At 61.5% G+C, this 14,148-nt stretch carries 17 protein-coding genes and 1 pseudogene; 8 read left to right on the top strand and 10 right to left on the bottom strand.

Annotated features, from left to right (window positions below; genetic code table 11):
* Nucleotides 1–67: 67 nt before the first annotated feature.
* The 3 genes from xseB to HNP48_RS00680 all read right to left on the bottom strand — a co-directional run bounded on the left by xseB (nt 68) and on the right by HNP48_RS00680 (nt 2,635).
* Nucleotides 68–340: an exodeoxyribonuclease VII small subunit gene (gene xseB / locus HNP48_RS00690; protein ID WP_260420041.1), complete on the bottom strand. Its 273-nt coding sequence runs from the start codon at nt 338–340 to the stop codon at nt 68–70.
* On the bottom strand, nt 337–2,073 hold the full coding sequence (xseA, locus tag HNP48_RS00685) for an exodeoxyribonuclease VII large subunit (RefSeq protein ID WP_184854930.1): 1,737 nt from the start codon (nt 2,071–2,073) through the stop codon (nt 337–339). The genes xseB and xseA overlap by 4 nt, the downstream gene beginning before the upstream one ends.
* Before the next feature lie 343 nt (nt 2,074–2,416).
* Nucleotides 2,417–2,635 carry a hypothetical protein gene (locus HNP48_RS00680; RefSeq protein WP_184854929.1) on the bottom strand — a complete coding sequence of 73 codons (219 nt, stop codon included), beginning with the start codon at nt 2,633–2,635 and terminating at the stop codon, nt 2,417–2,419.
* Nucleotides 2,636–2,824: 189 nt separating this feature from the next.
* Between HNP48_RS00680 and HNP48_RS00675 the strand changes: the two genes are divergently transcribed.
* Nucleotides 2,825–3,451, top strand: a complete 627-nt coding sequence (locus HNP48_RS00675; RefSeq protein WP_184854928.1) for an HAD domain-containing protein — start codon at nt 2,825–2,827, stop codon at nt 3,449–3,451.
* Nucleotides 3,452–3,581: 130 nt separating this feature from the next.
* Here the strand turns inward: HNP48_RS00675 and HNP48_RS00670 are convergent, their stop codons facing one another.
* From HNP48_RS00670 to HNP48_RS00660, 3 genes are all read right to left on the bottom strand, one after another.
* Nucleotides 3,582–4,100 carry a hypothetical protein gene (locus tag HNP48_RS00670; RefSeq protein WP_184854927.1) on the bottom strand — a complete coding sequence of 173 codons (519 nt, stop codon included), beginning with the start codon at nt 4,098–4,100 and terminating at the stop codon, nt 3,582–3,584.
* A 1,088-nt stretch (nt 4,101–5,188) separates the two neighbouring features.
* Entirely contained in the window at nt 5,189–5,569 is a 381-nt protein-coding gene (locus tag HNP48_RS00665; protein WP_184854926.1) for a hypothetical protein, read from the bottom strand.
* A 9-nt stretch (nt 5,570–5,578) separates the two neighbouring features.
* A complete protein-coding gene (locus HNP48_RS00660) occupies nt 5,579–6,502 on the bottom strand; it encodes a metallophosphoesterase (RefSeq protein ID WP_184854925.1) in 924 nt (307 codons plus the stop codon).
* A gap of 176 nt (nt 6,503–6,678) precedes the next feature.
* Between HNP48_RS00660 and HNP48_RS00655 the strand changes: the two genes are divergently transcribed.
* Nucleotides 6,679–6,969 carry an H-NS family nucleoid-associated regulatory protein gene (locus tag HNP48_RS00655; protein WP_184855628.1) on the top strand — a complete coding sequence of 97 codons (291 nt, stop codon included), beginning with the start codon at nt 6,679–6,681 and terminating at the stop codon, nt 6,967–6,969.
* 28 nt (nt 6,970–6,997) lie between these two features.
* Here the strand turns inward: HNP48_RS00655 and HNP48_RS35770 are convergent, their stop codons facing one another.
* A complete protein-coding gene (locus HNP48_RS35770; RefSeq protein ID WP_184854924.1) occupies nt 6,998–7,450 on the bottom strand; it encodes an HAD domain-containing protein in 453 nt (150 codons plus the stop codon).
* A gap of 103 nt (nt 7,451–7,553) precedes the next feature.
* On the bottom strand, nt 7,554–7,994 hold the full coding sequence (locus HNP48_RS00645) for a hypothetical protein (RefSeq protein ID WP_184854923.1): 441 nt from the start codon (nt 7,992–7,994) through the stop codon (nt 7,554–7,556).
* Between the two features lie 122 nt (nt 7,995–8,116).
* On the opposite strand from HNP48_RS00645, the gene HNP48_RS00640 reads away from it, so the two are divergent.
* Complete coding sequence (locus tag HNP48_RS00640; RefSeq protein ID WP_184854922.1) at nt 8,117–8,434, top strand: helix-turn-helix domain-containing protein; 318 nt, start codon at nt 8,117–8,119, stop codon at nt 8,432–8,434.
* A gap of 3 nt (nt 8,435–8,437) precedes the next feature.
* Here the strand turns inward: HNP48_RS00640 and HNP48_RS00635 are convergent, their stop codons facing one another.
* Entirely contained in the window at nt 8,438–8,977 is a 540-nt protein-coding gene (locus HNP48_RS00635; RefSeq protein ID WP_184854921.1) for a hypothetical protein, read from the bottom strand.
* Between the two features lie 83 nt (nt 8,978–9,060).
* Between HNP48_RS00635 and HNP48_RS00630 the strand changes: the two genes are divergently transcribed.
* Nucleotides 9,061–9,489, top strand: a complete 429-nt coding sequence (locus HNP48_RS00630; RefSeq protein ID WP_221480042.1) for a helix-turn-helix domain-containing protein — start codon at nt 9,061–9,063, stop codon at nt 9,487–9,489.
* Nucleotides 9,490–9,748: 259 nt separating this feature from the next.
* Here HNP48_RS00630 and HNP48_RS00625 read toward each other — a convergent pair.
* Nucleotides 9,749–9,973, bottom strand: a pseudogene (locus HNP48_RS00625) (magnesium chelatase domain-containing protein); the annotation flags it as partial.
* A gap of 215 nt (nt 9,974–10,188) precedes the next feature.
* On the opposite strand from HNP48_RS00625, the gene HNP48_RS00620 reads away from it, so the two are divergent.
* From HNP48_RS00620 to glcE, 4 genes are all read left to right on the top strand, one after another.
* Nucleotides 10,189–10,899 (top strand): TorF family putative porin, encoded by a 711-nt coding sequence (locus HNP48_RS00620; RefSeq protein ID WP_184854919.1) that lies wholly within the window; start codon nt 10,189–10,191, stop codon nt 10,897–10,899.
* Between the two features lie 45 nt (nt 10,900–10,944).
* Nucleotides 10,945–11,283: a P-II family nitrogen regulator gene (glnK, locus tag HNP48_RS00615; protein ID WP_007851823.1), complete on the top strand. Its 339-nt coding sequence runs from the start codon at nt 10,945–10,947 to the stop codon at nt 11,281–11,283.
* A 35-nt stretch (nt 11,284–11,318) separates the two neighbouring features.
* On the top strand, nt 11,319–12,749 hold the full coding sequence (locus tag HNP48_RS00610; protein WP_184854918.1) for an ammonium transporter: 1,431 nt from the start codon (nt 11,319–11,321) through the stop codon (nt 12,747–12,749).
* A 271-nt stretch (nt 12,750–13,020) separates the two neighbouring features.
* Nucleotides 13,021–14,145 (top strand): glycolate oxidase subunit GlcE, encoded by a 1,125-nt coding sequence (gene glcE, locus HNP48_RS00605; protein WP_184854917.1) that lies wholly within the window; start codon nt 13,021–13,023, stop codon nt 14,143–14,145.
* The last annotated feature ends 3 nt before the right edge of the window (nt 14,146–14,148 follow it).

Here is a 14,148-nt window from a genome sequence, read left to right as displayed (position 1 = left end):
GACTTGGAAGCTCCGTGCTCCAGCAGCCCACCCGCTCGGCTTAGCGATGTCAGGTCAGCATTGCGTCTTAAAGCGGGACGTCATCGCCGCCCAATGACTCGGCGCTCGCAAGCTTGCCCTGAGAATTTCTCGCGGAAGCCTCCGTTGAGGCCTGTGCATTGCCCAATGCCGCCTCCAGCGCCTTCTCCACCGCATCGATGCGCGTCTGGCAGACCTTATAGGCCGCCACGGACTCTTCGACAATGGTGAGCAGATCATCAATGTTGGGCTCGTTCTGCTTGCGCAGGGTCTGGGCGTGTTTCTGGAGCACACCGTAGGATTGCTTGAAGGTCTCGCTCATGGCTTGTCTTTCGGTTTGAGCTGCGCGCTGCGCTGCCCGTCTCGGAACTGGATGGTGATCTGGGTCTCGGTGCTGGTGGCGCTGGTCACGGCATGGCCGTTCTGGTCGCGCACCAGGGCGAAGCCGCGGCCCAGGGTCTTGGCCGGCCCTTGGCCCGCGATCTCGCGCATCAGGGCTTGGGTGTTCGTGCGGGCGTCGGCCAAGGTCTTCTGGGCAAGGGTGGCGGTGTCTTCGAAGGTTCTGGCCGCAGCATCCGCCATGTATCGCACATCGGCCACAGCGCGGTCGAAAATGAAGCTGCGCTCGGCCTCGATGCCCGCTCGCGCCATCTGCAGGGTCTGCCGTGCATCAGCCCGGATCTCAGCCAGCCTGGCCGGTACCTCGCGCTTGGCCTGGGCGACCTGGCCGGCGGCCAGGCGGCGCACGTCGTTCATCTGGCGCTCGGTGTTCTCCGAAGCAACGCGGATGGTCTGCGCCGCCTGCAGATTCACGCCGCTCAGCAGTTCGCTCGCCTCGGTCCGGCTGCGGGCCAATTCCTGCCGTGCTCCCGACTCGATGGCCGTGAAGCTCTGGACCACAGTGCGTCTAGCGGTATCCATCGCCCGGGTGGTATCACGGATCACGTCGGCATACAGACCCTTGGCTTCTTGGGCGCGTTGCAGGATCACCCGCTCGATGCCGGCGATGACCTTGGATGGAGTGTCGAACCGGACGTTCGCGACCTCGTCGAGAAGGGTGTTGTCTCGCTCATGGCCAATGCCAGTCAGCACGGGCACCTCCAGCTCGCACACGGCACGCACCAGGGCATAGTCGTTGAGCCAGGCCATGTCGTTGATGGCACCGCCACCGCGGATAATGGCTACGGCGTCCAGCTCCACACCTTCATGGCCCAGGCGCTCCACCGCACCGAGCAGCTCCATGCGGATCTCGCCGGCGGCGCCGTCACCCTGAAACCGGCTGTGCACATAGAGGAACTGGCAGATGCCCAGGTTCTCCAGCCTACGGGCCTCGGCCTGGAAGTCACCCAGGCCGGCGCCGCCCTCGGGAGCCACCACCAGCACCCGGTAATAGTCCCAGGGACTGGGCAGTTGGCGATTGAGCTCGAACAGGCTCTCCCGCTGCAAGCGCTCACGGATCTCCCGCTTGCGGGCTTCCAGGTCACCGAGCGTGTAGTCAGGGTCGATGGCGTCGAGTTCGATGGAAAAACCGAATTGGGGTTTGAATACCGGCTTGGCCCGCACCAGCAACTTGATGCCGGGACCGATCTGGGCGCCGGTGGCGCGCTCGAACTCTGGAAGGATCCGACTGGCCGTGCTGGCCCAGATGGCTGCGCTGGCCTTGGCCACCACAACACCTTTGGCATCCCGCTCCGAAATCTCCAGGTAGACGTGGCCATTGCGCACGCGGGTGTCCACCACCTCGACCAGGGTCCAAACTCCGGAGCGGAAGGCCTGGGAAACGGCCGCAGCGACGCCGACCAGCAGCTGGGACAGGGGAATGCCCCGCGGGGCAGCGGACAGGCTCCTGGAGCCTCCTGGCTCCAGCTCCGGGCTGATCAGCGCGGTGGACGGTGAAGGCGGCTCCACTCCGCCAGCGGGCAGCCACTCGGAGAAGGGTGAGAGTGCCAGGCCATCTGGGACATACCACTGCCGCTTCGCTGGGTCCCAGCGCGCGCCGAGCGCCTTGACCCGGTCTTTGTCGCGAAACGATGAGGTGAGGTAGGTGCCGTTCATGAGCCGGCCTCGGGGGACGCGGGAACCCTTGAAACACCCTGGCGCCAAGCCTGCACGTCCACGAATTCGCGCTCGCAGCCAACGCAGCGGAGGCGACTCGTGGGGCGCATGGCGCCGCTGGCGTCGCGCGCGATCACCTTGCGGTAGCTGGTTGCGCCGCAGATGCCGCAGAAGTTTCTGGGTGAGGGGGAAACCGAATCCATGCCTTTAGTGTCACCGCCTGTCGTCCACCACGTTCAACTCGAATCGGAAATTGACCGCAGCTCTGTCTGGCTGCGTCAACACTAGGAGGGCTTCTTGGGGATGAAGATGGTCTCGCCGTCGCTTTGCACCGCGCCATGGCTCACGGATAGCGTATCAACCTTTGTTCGTCCTGGAGAAACTTGGACAAACGCAGGTCTGAAGGCTCCAGGGTTTGCACCTCGCCATCCACGAAGCCTGTCACGGCAATTCCCGCTCGGACATCGGACTGCACGGCTTCGGTCACGGCGCGTTTGGCGAGGCTCGTAAATTGAGCAGCGGTCAAACCGAGGATTGTGGGCTCTGTTTGGGACATGTTCATCAGGCTACGACCGATGCGTTCCGGGGTCAAGCTGACGGACTGGCCAGCCCGGCTGCACGGGCACCTCAGCCCACAACTCGACCGAAGCTGCAGCAGGCCAGACTGGGCTGTTGACAGCCGATTGTTGGCAGACTGATCCGCCAAATTGCGTACCGTACCGACGTGGTCAAACAGACGCAAAATATCGGCATGACCACCGTGTCCTTTAACCAGGCTGCGCCCTATCTTCCAGCATCCTCCCCGCGCAGTGCGGACGTGGTTCTCTATCTGGATCTCGATGGTGTAGTTCACCATGAGGCCGTGCTCTGGCATCCCCGCCAGGGTATCTACATGAGCCCATACCAAGCCGCAGGGCATGCCTTGTTCGAATGGATTCACATCCTGGAAGAGGCCCTCTGGCCGCACCCAGGGGTAGCGCTGGTGTTGAGTAGCACCTGGTGCATCCGCCCCGGCTACAACGCCACTCTCAAGCGGTTGCCTGCCTCCTTGCGTTCCAGGTTCATTGGTGGGACGTACCACAAGCGTGTTCATGGCGTGGATTCTTGGAATCTGTCCATGTTTCGGGCCATGCCCAGGGGCGTGCAGGTTCTGGACGATGCCCTGCGCAGAAAGCCCCGCCGGTGGATTGCATTGGATGACGACATCGAGGATTGGCCTGATTCCGCTCGCGACAACCTGGTCGCATGTGAGGGGTCCACGGGCCTTTCCAGCCAGAAAGTCCAATGTGACCTGAGGGTCAAGCTTCAGCGTTGCCAGGAAGCGCTGTCAGCACCACCAACCCCACTGCCCCTCGATGTAAGGCAGGCCGCGAGGTGACACGCTTCCAAAGGCATGACTGGCAGGATACAAGTACTCTCCGTAACGGCAGAACACTCGTACCGGAAAACAAGTAACAGGGCCATGTTATCGACCATGGCCATGATAGCCAGAAGATCACAGACAACTCTCAACCTGCCACGTGAATCGCCTCCTGCCCGTACATCAGGATCGACTCGCGTGTAGGAGCCTCGGGCCAGAACAACGGCGGCACCCCGTAAAGGTTAAGTGGCAGATCGGCCACGTGATCGATGGCTACATCTCGCCAGGGCTCAAAACTATGAATGGTGTGGTTCAGGCCGACCGGCTCATCCCACGCAAGAAGAAAGGCGAGAGGAAAGAACTTCAACAGCCAGATCATGCAATTCTTGCCGCTCGGTAGGTGGGCATAAGCTGCGTCCCGGAACATCACATGTACGCGATGCGGGTATGCCCAATAGAAGACCTTGATGTCCGCGGGCAATGGTTTGGTCTCGTCGAGGAAGTAGTCGCGCAACGGCTCTGTGAGCGGACCCTTCAAATACCGATCGACCCCCTGGGCCGACATGTGGCCGAGGAGGGATCGAACAATGGCCTGGGGCCTTCCTCGAATGACAATGGTTTCTGGAAGGCTCAGCGGGCTGCGCAGATGTCGAGCGGCTTCGTTCACGAATTCGATGAACGAAGGATCGTACCGGAGTCCAAGAAAATCGGTATTACATTGGGCGCAAAGGGTTCGGTACTTGACGCCATTTTGAGAGCGTCGTCCCCTCGGAGGATTCTCAACTCCGGATAGGAGAAAAGTTAAGTGCCGAATCTCGACCTGCGTCGGACGGTAGCAGCCTTTTGGGGGCGTGTGATCGTCAGTCAGCGGACCGTGAACCCCGCAGATGTTGCATGCCCCGATTTTTGGACCGTACGTATTGACAAGGATCGGCATTTCTTTGCTCCTGCGAAGGTCGAGATCGATACTGGTATGGAAGACCGCCTATGGAGAACCGCATGCTGCAGCCGCAATTTACAGGTGAACACGGGCTTTCGTCGCAAATGAGCTGATCGCGAAAGTACCCCGGCACTCAGTATCGAAGCGAACTCTGCTGGGCATTCAAGGAGTTTTGACGTGGCGCCTGTCAATGGCGTCCTGTATCGAATGCACGGCGAGCTGAGAGCACCCAGTTGCCGCACTCCCAAAGTCGTCGTTAAACGAGCGCACAGCATCCAACTCCGGCCCTGCAGTGGGCATCCCATTCGGACCGCGGCAGATCAGCGCGATGAATGGCAGGCACAACTCCGCGGAAGTACTGCAGTTGATCATCCACGATGGCTACCGGTGCAAGATTCTGTGGCGGCGCTGTTTCGAACTGCGAGGGCAGTGCAGAGACGCACGCAAACTCGAACCCGGCATCTCAGAGCCGACGGCAGGCCTTCAACGCGAGAGCGACCGGTGGTATAGAGGACCAAAAGTGCTCATCCATGCAGGCCTGCAGAACCGCCAAGCGCTGGCCCTCCAGCCTCCCAACGGGCCAGAGGTCGAAAGGCAAGTGGGCATCCGCGTCACACTCCGCAGGGCAGTGTCCAAGCGCGCGCTCCCACAGCGGCACATAGGCCACGCTGTAATCGAGCAGTACACCGGCCCCGTCCAGCGCGATGATGGGTTTCCACTCATCCCTGTATCCCCCGCGTTGAAGACCACCTTCGTTTTGAACTTGCGCCACGGCACACCTCGCACAACCGGTGAAGGAGGCCTCCTCCGAACGTCTACTGAAACGGCGGCAACAGCACGCTGTTCTGAGACCAATTTCCGGTCAGGATCGCCTTCCAGATAAGGTCACTGAAGTCGCTGTCCACGAAGAACAGTTCCCGCGCAGCACAGGCGCCCATCACGCCGCGCAGAAACTCATCTTCTTCAGGAGGCGCGCAGAGGTGATAGCAGCGGCCAGATTCCGTCCTGATCAGGGCACGTTGAAGATCGATGGCGATCAACATGGTGGTCACCCTGAAGGATCCGGAAGCGAGCTGCGCTGCGATGTGCAGTGTTCCGTTGCCGCGCTGCACGATACGCCAGTGATGCAGCTCGACATGAGGTTGCAACTGCACATCAGGCGCAGGGCGGTCATTGCCAAAAATGGGGCGGAGCATGGCGATCCTTCAGTCTTCTGCGACACGTCGGCATGCATATTGAGCGAGCGTGGAGAATGCGCTCCGGCAGTGCCTAATCCGTCCAACGTGCTGGTGGGTTTGCCGCTCATGCCAATGCCCCTGGCACGGACAAGGAAGCCTGCACTCTGAGTGTCCTTTCATGGTGCTCATTCCGAGATTGATGACTAGGCCAGGGTTGAAGTCCGGGTTCTCATACACGGTCTTCTCCTTGTTGATCGGATAGACGCGGGGGGTGCAGACCACGCGGCAGCCGGAAACCCGGTAGTCGAACGAGCTGTGGGTGTGTCTGTGGGCCCACAGGTCGACACCGCCAAACATATGCTCGGGAAACTCGGAGCCAAACGCCGCAGTGCTCAGCTCATCCTGATACTGCTCAGGGGTGGAATCCTTGCGCGGATAGCGGTGGGTCACCACCACGTGCCGTACCCTAGCAACTGGTGTCGAAAGTTCGCGCTCCAACCAGGCACGGCTGACGTTGTGGCGTTCGACGGTAGCGTGCGGCGTGCAACCCTCGATCAGCCGGTAGTCGGCCATGTAGCGCTGCGCAGCCAGCGTGGCAGCATGGCGAAGCTCTGCGCCAAAGTATTCGAAGTCTGTCCAAAGGGTGGTGCCCAGGAAGCGCGCCTCGCCGATAGTGACTGCGGTGTCCTCTAGGAAGTGCACCTCATGCAAGCGCGCGGCATTGCGAATGGAGTCAAGCGTCCTCTCCCAGTGGCCGTGGTAGAACTCATGGTTGCCGGCCACCAGCACGAGGAGTTTGTCGGGGAATGTCCGGCGAGCCCAGGATGGAGCCAGGTTTCCCTGCTGAATATCGTCGGCGAGCACCACCACGTTGGCAGATGCCGCCGATCGAAGCATTGGACGGAAAGGCGCGAACTCTACGTGAAGGTCTGAGAGAACGAGGATTTTCATTGAGAGTGCAGCTGGAAATTTCTCGAGTGCTCAAGCGGTCAGCGGCAAAGCTGCATAATCAAGAGTTGAGGGAACAGCTTTTCGCAGTGGATGCGAATTTTGCCTACAGAACTATTCGTGACCTGCCGCCACAATCTGCGACGGATCAACTTCGCTATTTCTCTTTGAAAACCAATATGCCCAGCTACAAAGAACTTCTCGCTCAAAAACAAAACCTCGAAGCCCAGATCGAAGCCGCTCGCAAATCCGAGATCAGCGAGGCTCTGTCTGCGATTCAGGGTCTGGTCAAGGAATTCGGTCTGACTGCCTCCGATGTATTCCCTGCAGGCCGCGCCAAAAGCGCGTCGAAGGGCTCGACAGTTGCTCCGAAGTACCGAGATCCAAGCACTGGTGCCACCTGGACTGGCCGCGGTAAGGCACCGCTGTGGATCGCCAATAAGGACCGTGCTCAATTCGAGATCAAGTGATAGCCCGGCGTGCCACAACTCGGCACGCCTACAGGGATAGTTCATTCAACCTCGCTCGCAGCAGTTGCGACGAGTGCTCGTCGAGGCCCCGTTTGCCGTCGACCATAAACAGGTTGGGGCAAAACGGCCTGAATAGCCAAGGGCGGTCGTCGACCGCAATCCATCGGGTATAGGCCGGCCGATTGGCAGACAGCCAAGCAGTGCACTCTGCCTCTCGCTCGTACAACGCGAGCTTGCTCGGAACATCAGGCAGTTGTGAATATCTAGGTGTCATCCCAACAATTCGAGATGACACGGGATCGGACAGCTGTGCCAGGAGTTCTTTCGGTTCCCGGTTGTGACGCCATGTGCTGCTCACCACAATCTCCACATCCAACCTGTGAATGGCCAAGGCAAAGCTCGGCTCAAACTCAAAGTGCTTGGAGGCGTGGCAGAACTCCCGATGCAGTACACCGTCAAAATCAAGAAAAAGCACAGGCATACGTATTCCCCACTGCAGTGCACCAGAATTGAGCACGCCCACACGCTGGCAGCACTTTGGCAATGCGGCTCAATTTTGAACCCAAGTTTCAATCTTTGCATTGCTACGGCGTGCGGGTTGCCGGTGTTGGGTCGACATTAATCTCGGCGCAGATTCCCGTCAGTACCGCCAGAGATTCCACATCCTTTGGTCGGTTGAGTAGGCGGTTCACGATCTCTTGATGGGTTGCTACGTGCAGCACCATGAGGATTTCACGCAGCAATTCTTCCTTTCCAGCCCAGGGAAGCGATTCATCGAATGGAAGGCAGGACGGGTCGACCTTGGTCAACAGAAGCAACGCCAGAGTAACCGCGGCAGTAGTGTCTTCGCCGGGCTTGAGTTCCCCCTCGTCCCAGAGGAAACCGCGCAACTGATGCGCCAAGCTAACCAGCCGTTGGTCCGGCAGGCTCTTGGGCAAGATCTCCTCCCATCCGCCCGAGTCGAAGATTCTCATAAGGTCTTCGCCGCTGAATTCTTCCGTGGCTTTCAACGCTGGCTGCAGCATATTTTCAATGTTTCACTCGCTATGTATCTCTGAATTTATTTTTGTGGAATTATTATTCAGTGTGCTTGAATGCGACAGATTTGGCGTGGTCAAACTTGTCGCATTGACCCTCAATCGGGTCAATGTCATCCAAGAAGAAATTTACGTCGGAGGTCAACTTCGGCCGTGCCTTACAACAGCTACGCGATGCCCGCGGTGTTACCCAGGAAGATCTGTTGCCGAGGTCTAGTCGTCGGTCCGTCGGGCGGATCGAGCATGGCGCTCAAGTCCCATCTTTCCGGACCATTGACCGATTGGCGGAAGGGCTGGATATCCATCCGCTGACGCTGATCGTGCTTGCGTACTGCCAGACATCCAGCTCTACAGCGGTTAACCAGTTGTTTGAGGCTGTTAAGTCCGACCTCATTGAGTTGGTGCACGACAAGGACCGCAACCGCTGAAGGTCAAGTGGTTGCGAGATCCCGCTCGACAAGTTCGCGCAGGATCTCCGTTAGCGCCTCTTCTGGCTCGTCGCTCGACTCGCCAAGGACTCTGCTCACGATTTCACGATCCACGTCCAAACTGAGCATAGTCATCGCTTGCTGGAGGGTGGATAGACCGAACTGTCTGGTGTGCTCTGTGGCATTGACCTCTGGGCTGCAACTTATCAGCAGCAAGATGGCCATGGTCACCACAGGACTTGCTTGATCGGGGTGATCCTCCCAGTCGTTGCTGTACAGCAGCGAGCGTAAGCCCCGCGATGCTGACAGCAACTGCGAATCCGATAGAGCGTTTGGCAGAAGTGCCTTCCACCCACGTTGTTTGAATATCGAAGTTACTTCCGCATGGCCAAATTGGCCGACCTCTGGGTGCTCAATAAATAGCATATTATTAGGATAAAATATTATGGGACGACTTTGTCCCATCGCTGCTTGGATGCGAAGATAGCTGAACTTGGCCGGAGCGCGGTCGAGCGCGAGAGGCACATGCGTCAAAGGAAACATGGGGGTTGCTGTAGCCCCCAAAAAAGCAACTCTTCAGTTGCCGAAGAACGACCAAGCAACTACGCCCCGCTGTGAAAACTCCATTGAACATCTACCGCCTCGCCGAGATCGATAGACAACTGCATGAAGTTGGGAGCCTGGGTGCGATCAAGACGCCGCGCTCTGGATGGGTGAAGACCCTGCGCTTGGCAATGGGCATGAGCTCTCTCGCTTTGGGTGAGCGCGTGGCGATGTCTCCTCAAGGCGTACGCAAACTTGAGCGCGCGGAAGCGGATGGCACTATCGCTCTTCGAACACTGGCCCGCCTTGCTGAAGGCCTGGACTGCGAGGTCCGATATGTGCTGATTCCTCGCACCCGCTTGGTCAATCAGGTGCTGCGCAGAGCTCAAGAGAAATCAATAGATGTCGGCCCATTGACGGGGCTCGGGGCTGCGTCAGGCTCACTCGACACAGAGGCGGTGATGCAGCTGAGCGCTCTGCTAAGCGGTGTGAATCGTCGCGGGTTTTGGTAGTTGGTTGCGTCGCCGAGCTGAGCGGAGGAGTGGTCCCACGGCGAACACCTGGGTTCGTATATCGGATCTACGAGTAGGCCGAGGTGGTGGCCGGTGTCAGCGTCTGCCACCACGTCGCTCACAACCAGAGGCGGCCGGCTTGTCGAGTTGAGGCTAAACGTGCCAGCTCACGGAATTTGTCCACAATCGATCGGCCGCGGGCAGTTGGCAGCAGTTATCCACAAGCAAGCAAGTGAGATTTCAATCTACCTTGCTCAAAAAGTTGAAGAACTGCTTGACTACATTGGATGCGCTTGTTGTGCGGGAATTCGAGCCCGGCGTTCTGCAGCGCCGAGCGCACGCGTTCACGGGCCTCCTTGACCTCCACCTCGGCCAGCCCCACCAGGGTGAAGCTGGGCAGGCCATTGGCCAGGTGCACTTCAACGGTGACGGCCGGCGCCTGCAGCCCCAGAAGGGCGCGGCTTTGCACCAAAGCAAGACTCATGGACAACTTTCTCCCCAGATGGGTGCGTTTTATGGTGCACTGGCGTGAAATGCTTCACGATCGCACCATGGTGGTGCGTGCCTGCAATCCCCTCAACCCTCACTTTAATAGGGAATCCCCATCTGCCCCGATCGCGGGCGGATTGCCTGCCGATGGCGCATGGCACGGTCCATGCTTAAAGCGCTTGTCCCTACTTTGTCCAACCCGGAGGAAACATGACCCGCGCATCCATCAAGTTCCTGGGCGCTGCCCTTGTCGCAACCCTGCCTCTGCTGGCCAGCGCCCAGCTGACGGGCAACGTCAGCCTGACCACCAACTACAAGTTCCGTGGCCAGGACCAGGATGCGTCCAAGGTCAAGGCCGTCAAGCCTGCCATCCAGGGCGGCTTCGACTACGCCTTCGGCGAATCGGGCTTCTACGTCGGCAACTGGAACTCCAGCGTCGACTGGTTGTCGGGCAACTCCATCGAGTCCGACATCTACGGCGGCTACAAGTTCAAGGCCGGCTCGGTCGACCTGGACGTGGGCCTCCTGACCTACATCTACCCCGGCAACAGCAACGGCAACACCACCGAAGTCTATGGCGCCGCCACCTTCGGCCCCGTGACCGCCAAGTACTCGCACACCCTGTCCAAGGACTACTTCGCCTACGCCGGTCCCGGCTTCAAGGGCCGCAACACCGGCTACCTGAACCTGGCCTTCGCACAGGAAGTGGCGCCCAAGATCACCGTCAAGGCATCGGTGGGCTACACGCGCTTCGGTGGCGACATCGTGGCCCCCAACTACATCGACTACAGCGTGGGCGGTGCCTACGATTTCGGTTCGGGCCTGTCGCTGGGCGCTGCCGTGGTGGGCGCCAACAAGAAGGACTACTTCGGCCCCGTCAACAAGTCGCGCGTGATCGTCACGCTGACCAAAACCCTGTAAATCTTTTGGGGGCGCGCAGTGCGCTCCTTCCCGGAGGAACCAAAAATGAAAATGGTGACAGCCATCATCAAACCCTTCAAGCTCGACGAGGTGCGTGAAGCCCTGTCGGACATCGGGGTTCAGGGGATCACGGTGACCGAGGTCAAGGGCTTCGGGCGCCAGAAGGGCCACACCGAGTTGTACCGCGGTGCAGAGTACGTGGTCGACTTCCTGCCCAAGGTCAAGATCGAAGCCGCCGTGGCCGATGAACTGGTGGACCGCGTGATCGAGGCCATCGAGGCCGCGGCCCGCACCGGCAAGATCGGCGACGGCAAGATTTTCGTGACGCACCTCGAGCAGGTGGTGCGCATCCGCACCGGCGAAACCGGCAAGGAAGCCCTCTAAAAGGCACGCCGCATCACACACAAGAGAAAAGAGCCATGAAAAAACTGCTTGCTTCCTTCATCCTGGGGTTGAGCCTGCTGTCCGTTGGTGGACTGTCGCTGGCCCAGGCCCCCGCTGCTGACGCGGCGGCATCGGCACCCGCCGAAGCCGCACCAGCCGCCGCTGCTGCACCTGCCGCAGCAGCCCCTGCTGCCGCGCCCGCTGCCGCTGCCTCCGAAGCCGCTCCGGCTGCCCCCGTTCCCAAGGTCGATTCCGGCGACACCGCCTGGATGCTGACCTCCACGCTGCTGGTCATCCTGATGACCATCCCCGGCCTGGCACTGTTCTACGGTGGCCTGGGTCGCTCCAAGAACATGCTGTCCGTGCTGATGCAGGTCTTCGTGGTCTTCTCGCTGATCTCGCTGCTGTGGGCCATCTATGGCTACAGCCTGGCGTTCTCGGGCGAAGGCAAGTTCTTCGGCGGGCTGGACAAGATCTTCCTCAAGGGCGTGACGCAGGAGACCTTCGGTGCCCTGATCACCATCCCCGAGTATGTGTTCGTGGCCTTCCAGGGCACGTTCGCAGCCATCACCGTGGCGCTGATCGTCGGCTCCTTCGCCGAGCGCATCAAGTTCTCCGCCGTGCTGATCTTCTCGGTGCTGTGGTTCACCTTCAGCTACGTGCCCATGGCCCACATCGTGTGGGGCGGCGGCCTGCTGGGCGCTGACGGCGCGCTGGACTTCGCTGGCGGCACCGTGGTGCACATCAACGCCGGTATCGCCGGTCTGGTGGGCGCCTACATGGTGGGCAAGCGCATCGGCTTCGGCAAGGAAGCCCTGACGCCCCACAGCCTGACGCTGACCATGGTGGGTGCTTCGCTGCTGTGGGTGGGCTGGTTCGGCTTCAACGCCGGTTCCGCCGGTGCCGCCAACGCCGGTGCCGGCCTGGCCTTCGTGAACACCGTGCTGGCCACCGCTGCCGCAACGCTGAGCTGGATCGCTGGTGAAGCACTGCACAAGGGCAAGGCCTCGATGCTGGGCGCTGCCTCGGGCGCCGTGGCGGGCCTGGTGGCCGTGACGCCTGCTGCCGGTTTCGTGGGCCCCATGGGTTCCATCGTGCTGGGCCTGATCGCCGGCATCGTCTGCCTGTGGGGCGTGGGTGGCTTGAAGCGCATGCTCAACGTGGACGACGCGTTCGACGTGTTCGGCGTGCACGGCGTGGGCGGTATCCTGGGCGCTATCCTGACCGGCGTGTTTGCCTCCAAGGGTCTGGGCGGTACGGGTGGTCTGACGCCCGACACCTTCGCCATGGGCACCCAGGTGTGGATCCAGGTCAAGAGCGTGCTGTTCACCATCGTGTGGTCCGGCGTCGTGGCCTTCATCTCCTACAAGATCGCTGACCTGCTGGTGGGCCTGCGTGTCTCGGAAGAAGCCGAACGCGAAGGTCTGGACATCACGTCGCACGGCGAAACGGCCTACAACCGTTGATGAGCGTGAGAAGGGGGTAGGCCGCAGGCTGCGGTGTCTGGTGGTGCCGCAGCCAGGCCTCTCCCGAGTTTTGAGTTTGGTTTTCTGCGAGAGTCTCCTCGGAATCCTCCTCGGATCCCTTGGCCCGCCTTCCGGCGGGCTTCTTTTTGACCAACCCGCCTGCTGGCGGGTTTTTCATGGCCGCGCGGCACGGGGCCATCGCCGGCCTCACGCCGTCCGTTCAAAAAATTCACGGCCTCGGCCAAGGCCCGGGCGGGATGCAGCCGCTACGATGCACGGCATGGATGCCGCCCTTGCCCAGATCACCGAACGCGTGCGCGCCGCCGCGGCCGACCAGACCCCCTTGCGCATCCGCGGCGGGGGCAGCAAGGACTTCCATGGCCTGGCCCTGCATGGCGAGGTGCTGGACACCCGGGTGCTCACGGGCATCGTGGACTACGAGCCGAGTGAACTCGTGGTCACCGTACGCAGCGGTACGCCGCTGGCCGATCTGGAAGCCGCCCTGGCCGCACAGGGGCAGTGCCTGCCGTTCGAACCCCCGCATTTCGGCACCCCGCCCCAGGCCGGCACGGTCGGCGGCATGGTCGCGACCGGCCTCTCGGGCCCGGCCCGCGCCAGCGTGGGCGCGGTGCGCGACTACCTGCTGGGCGTGGTGCTGCTCAACGGCCAGGCCGAACTGCTGACCTTCGGCGGCCAGGTCATGAAGAACGTGGCGGGCTACGACGTACCGCGCCTCATGGCGGGCTCCTGGGGCACGCTGGGCCTGCTCACCGAGGTCAGCCTCAAGGTGCTGCCCGTGGTGCCCGCCGAGGCCACGCTGCGGTTTGAATGCGGGCAGGACGAGGCGCTGCGCCGGCTGCATGCCTGGGGCGGCCAGCCCCTGCCCCTCAACGCCAGCCGCTGGGAGGGCGGCGCGGATGGTGGCGTGCTGCACCTGCGCCTGCGTGGCGCCGTGGCCGCCGTCGAGGCGGCCTGCCGCAGCCTGGGGGGGGAGCGCCTGGAGCCAGCCATGGCCGCTGTGCAGTGGGGGGCATGCCGCGACCAGGTGCTGCCCTGGTTTGCCGCGCGCCGGCCGGACCAGGCCCTGTGGCGCCTGTCCCTGCCCGCCACCGCGCCCGTGCTGGCGCTGCCCGAGGCCGCCCAGGCCCTGGTGGAATGGCATGGAGCCTTGCGCTGGGTGCAGGCGCCCGAAGCCGCCGGCGATGCGCTGCGCGAAGCGGCCCGGTCTGCGGGTGGCAGCGCAGCGGTGTTCCGCGCACCCGCGGCGCGTGAACCCGGGGGGGCAGGGCATGCGCCACTGCCGTCACGGGCGCTGGAGCAGATCCATGCGCGCCTCAAGCACAGCTTCGATCCGGCCGGTATCTTCAATCCCGGGCGCATGGCGGCAGGCTGGTAGGGC

The organism is Acidovorax soli (genome assembly GCF_014207955.1).
Taxonomy (GTDB): domain Bacteria; phylum Pseudomonadota; class Gammaproteobacteria; order Burkholderiales; family Burkholderiaceae_C; genus Acidovorax; species Acidovorax soli_A.
The sequence above is the reverse complement of the archived record's forward strand: the minus strand, read 5'-3'. Positions and strand labels throughout refer to the sequence as shown.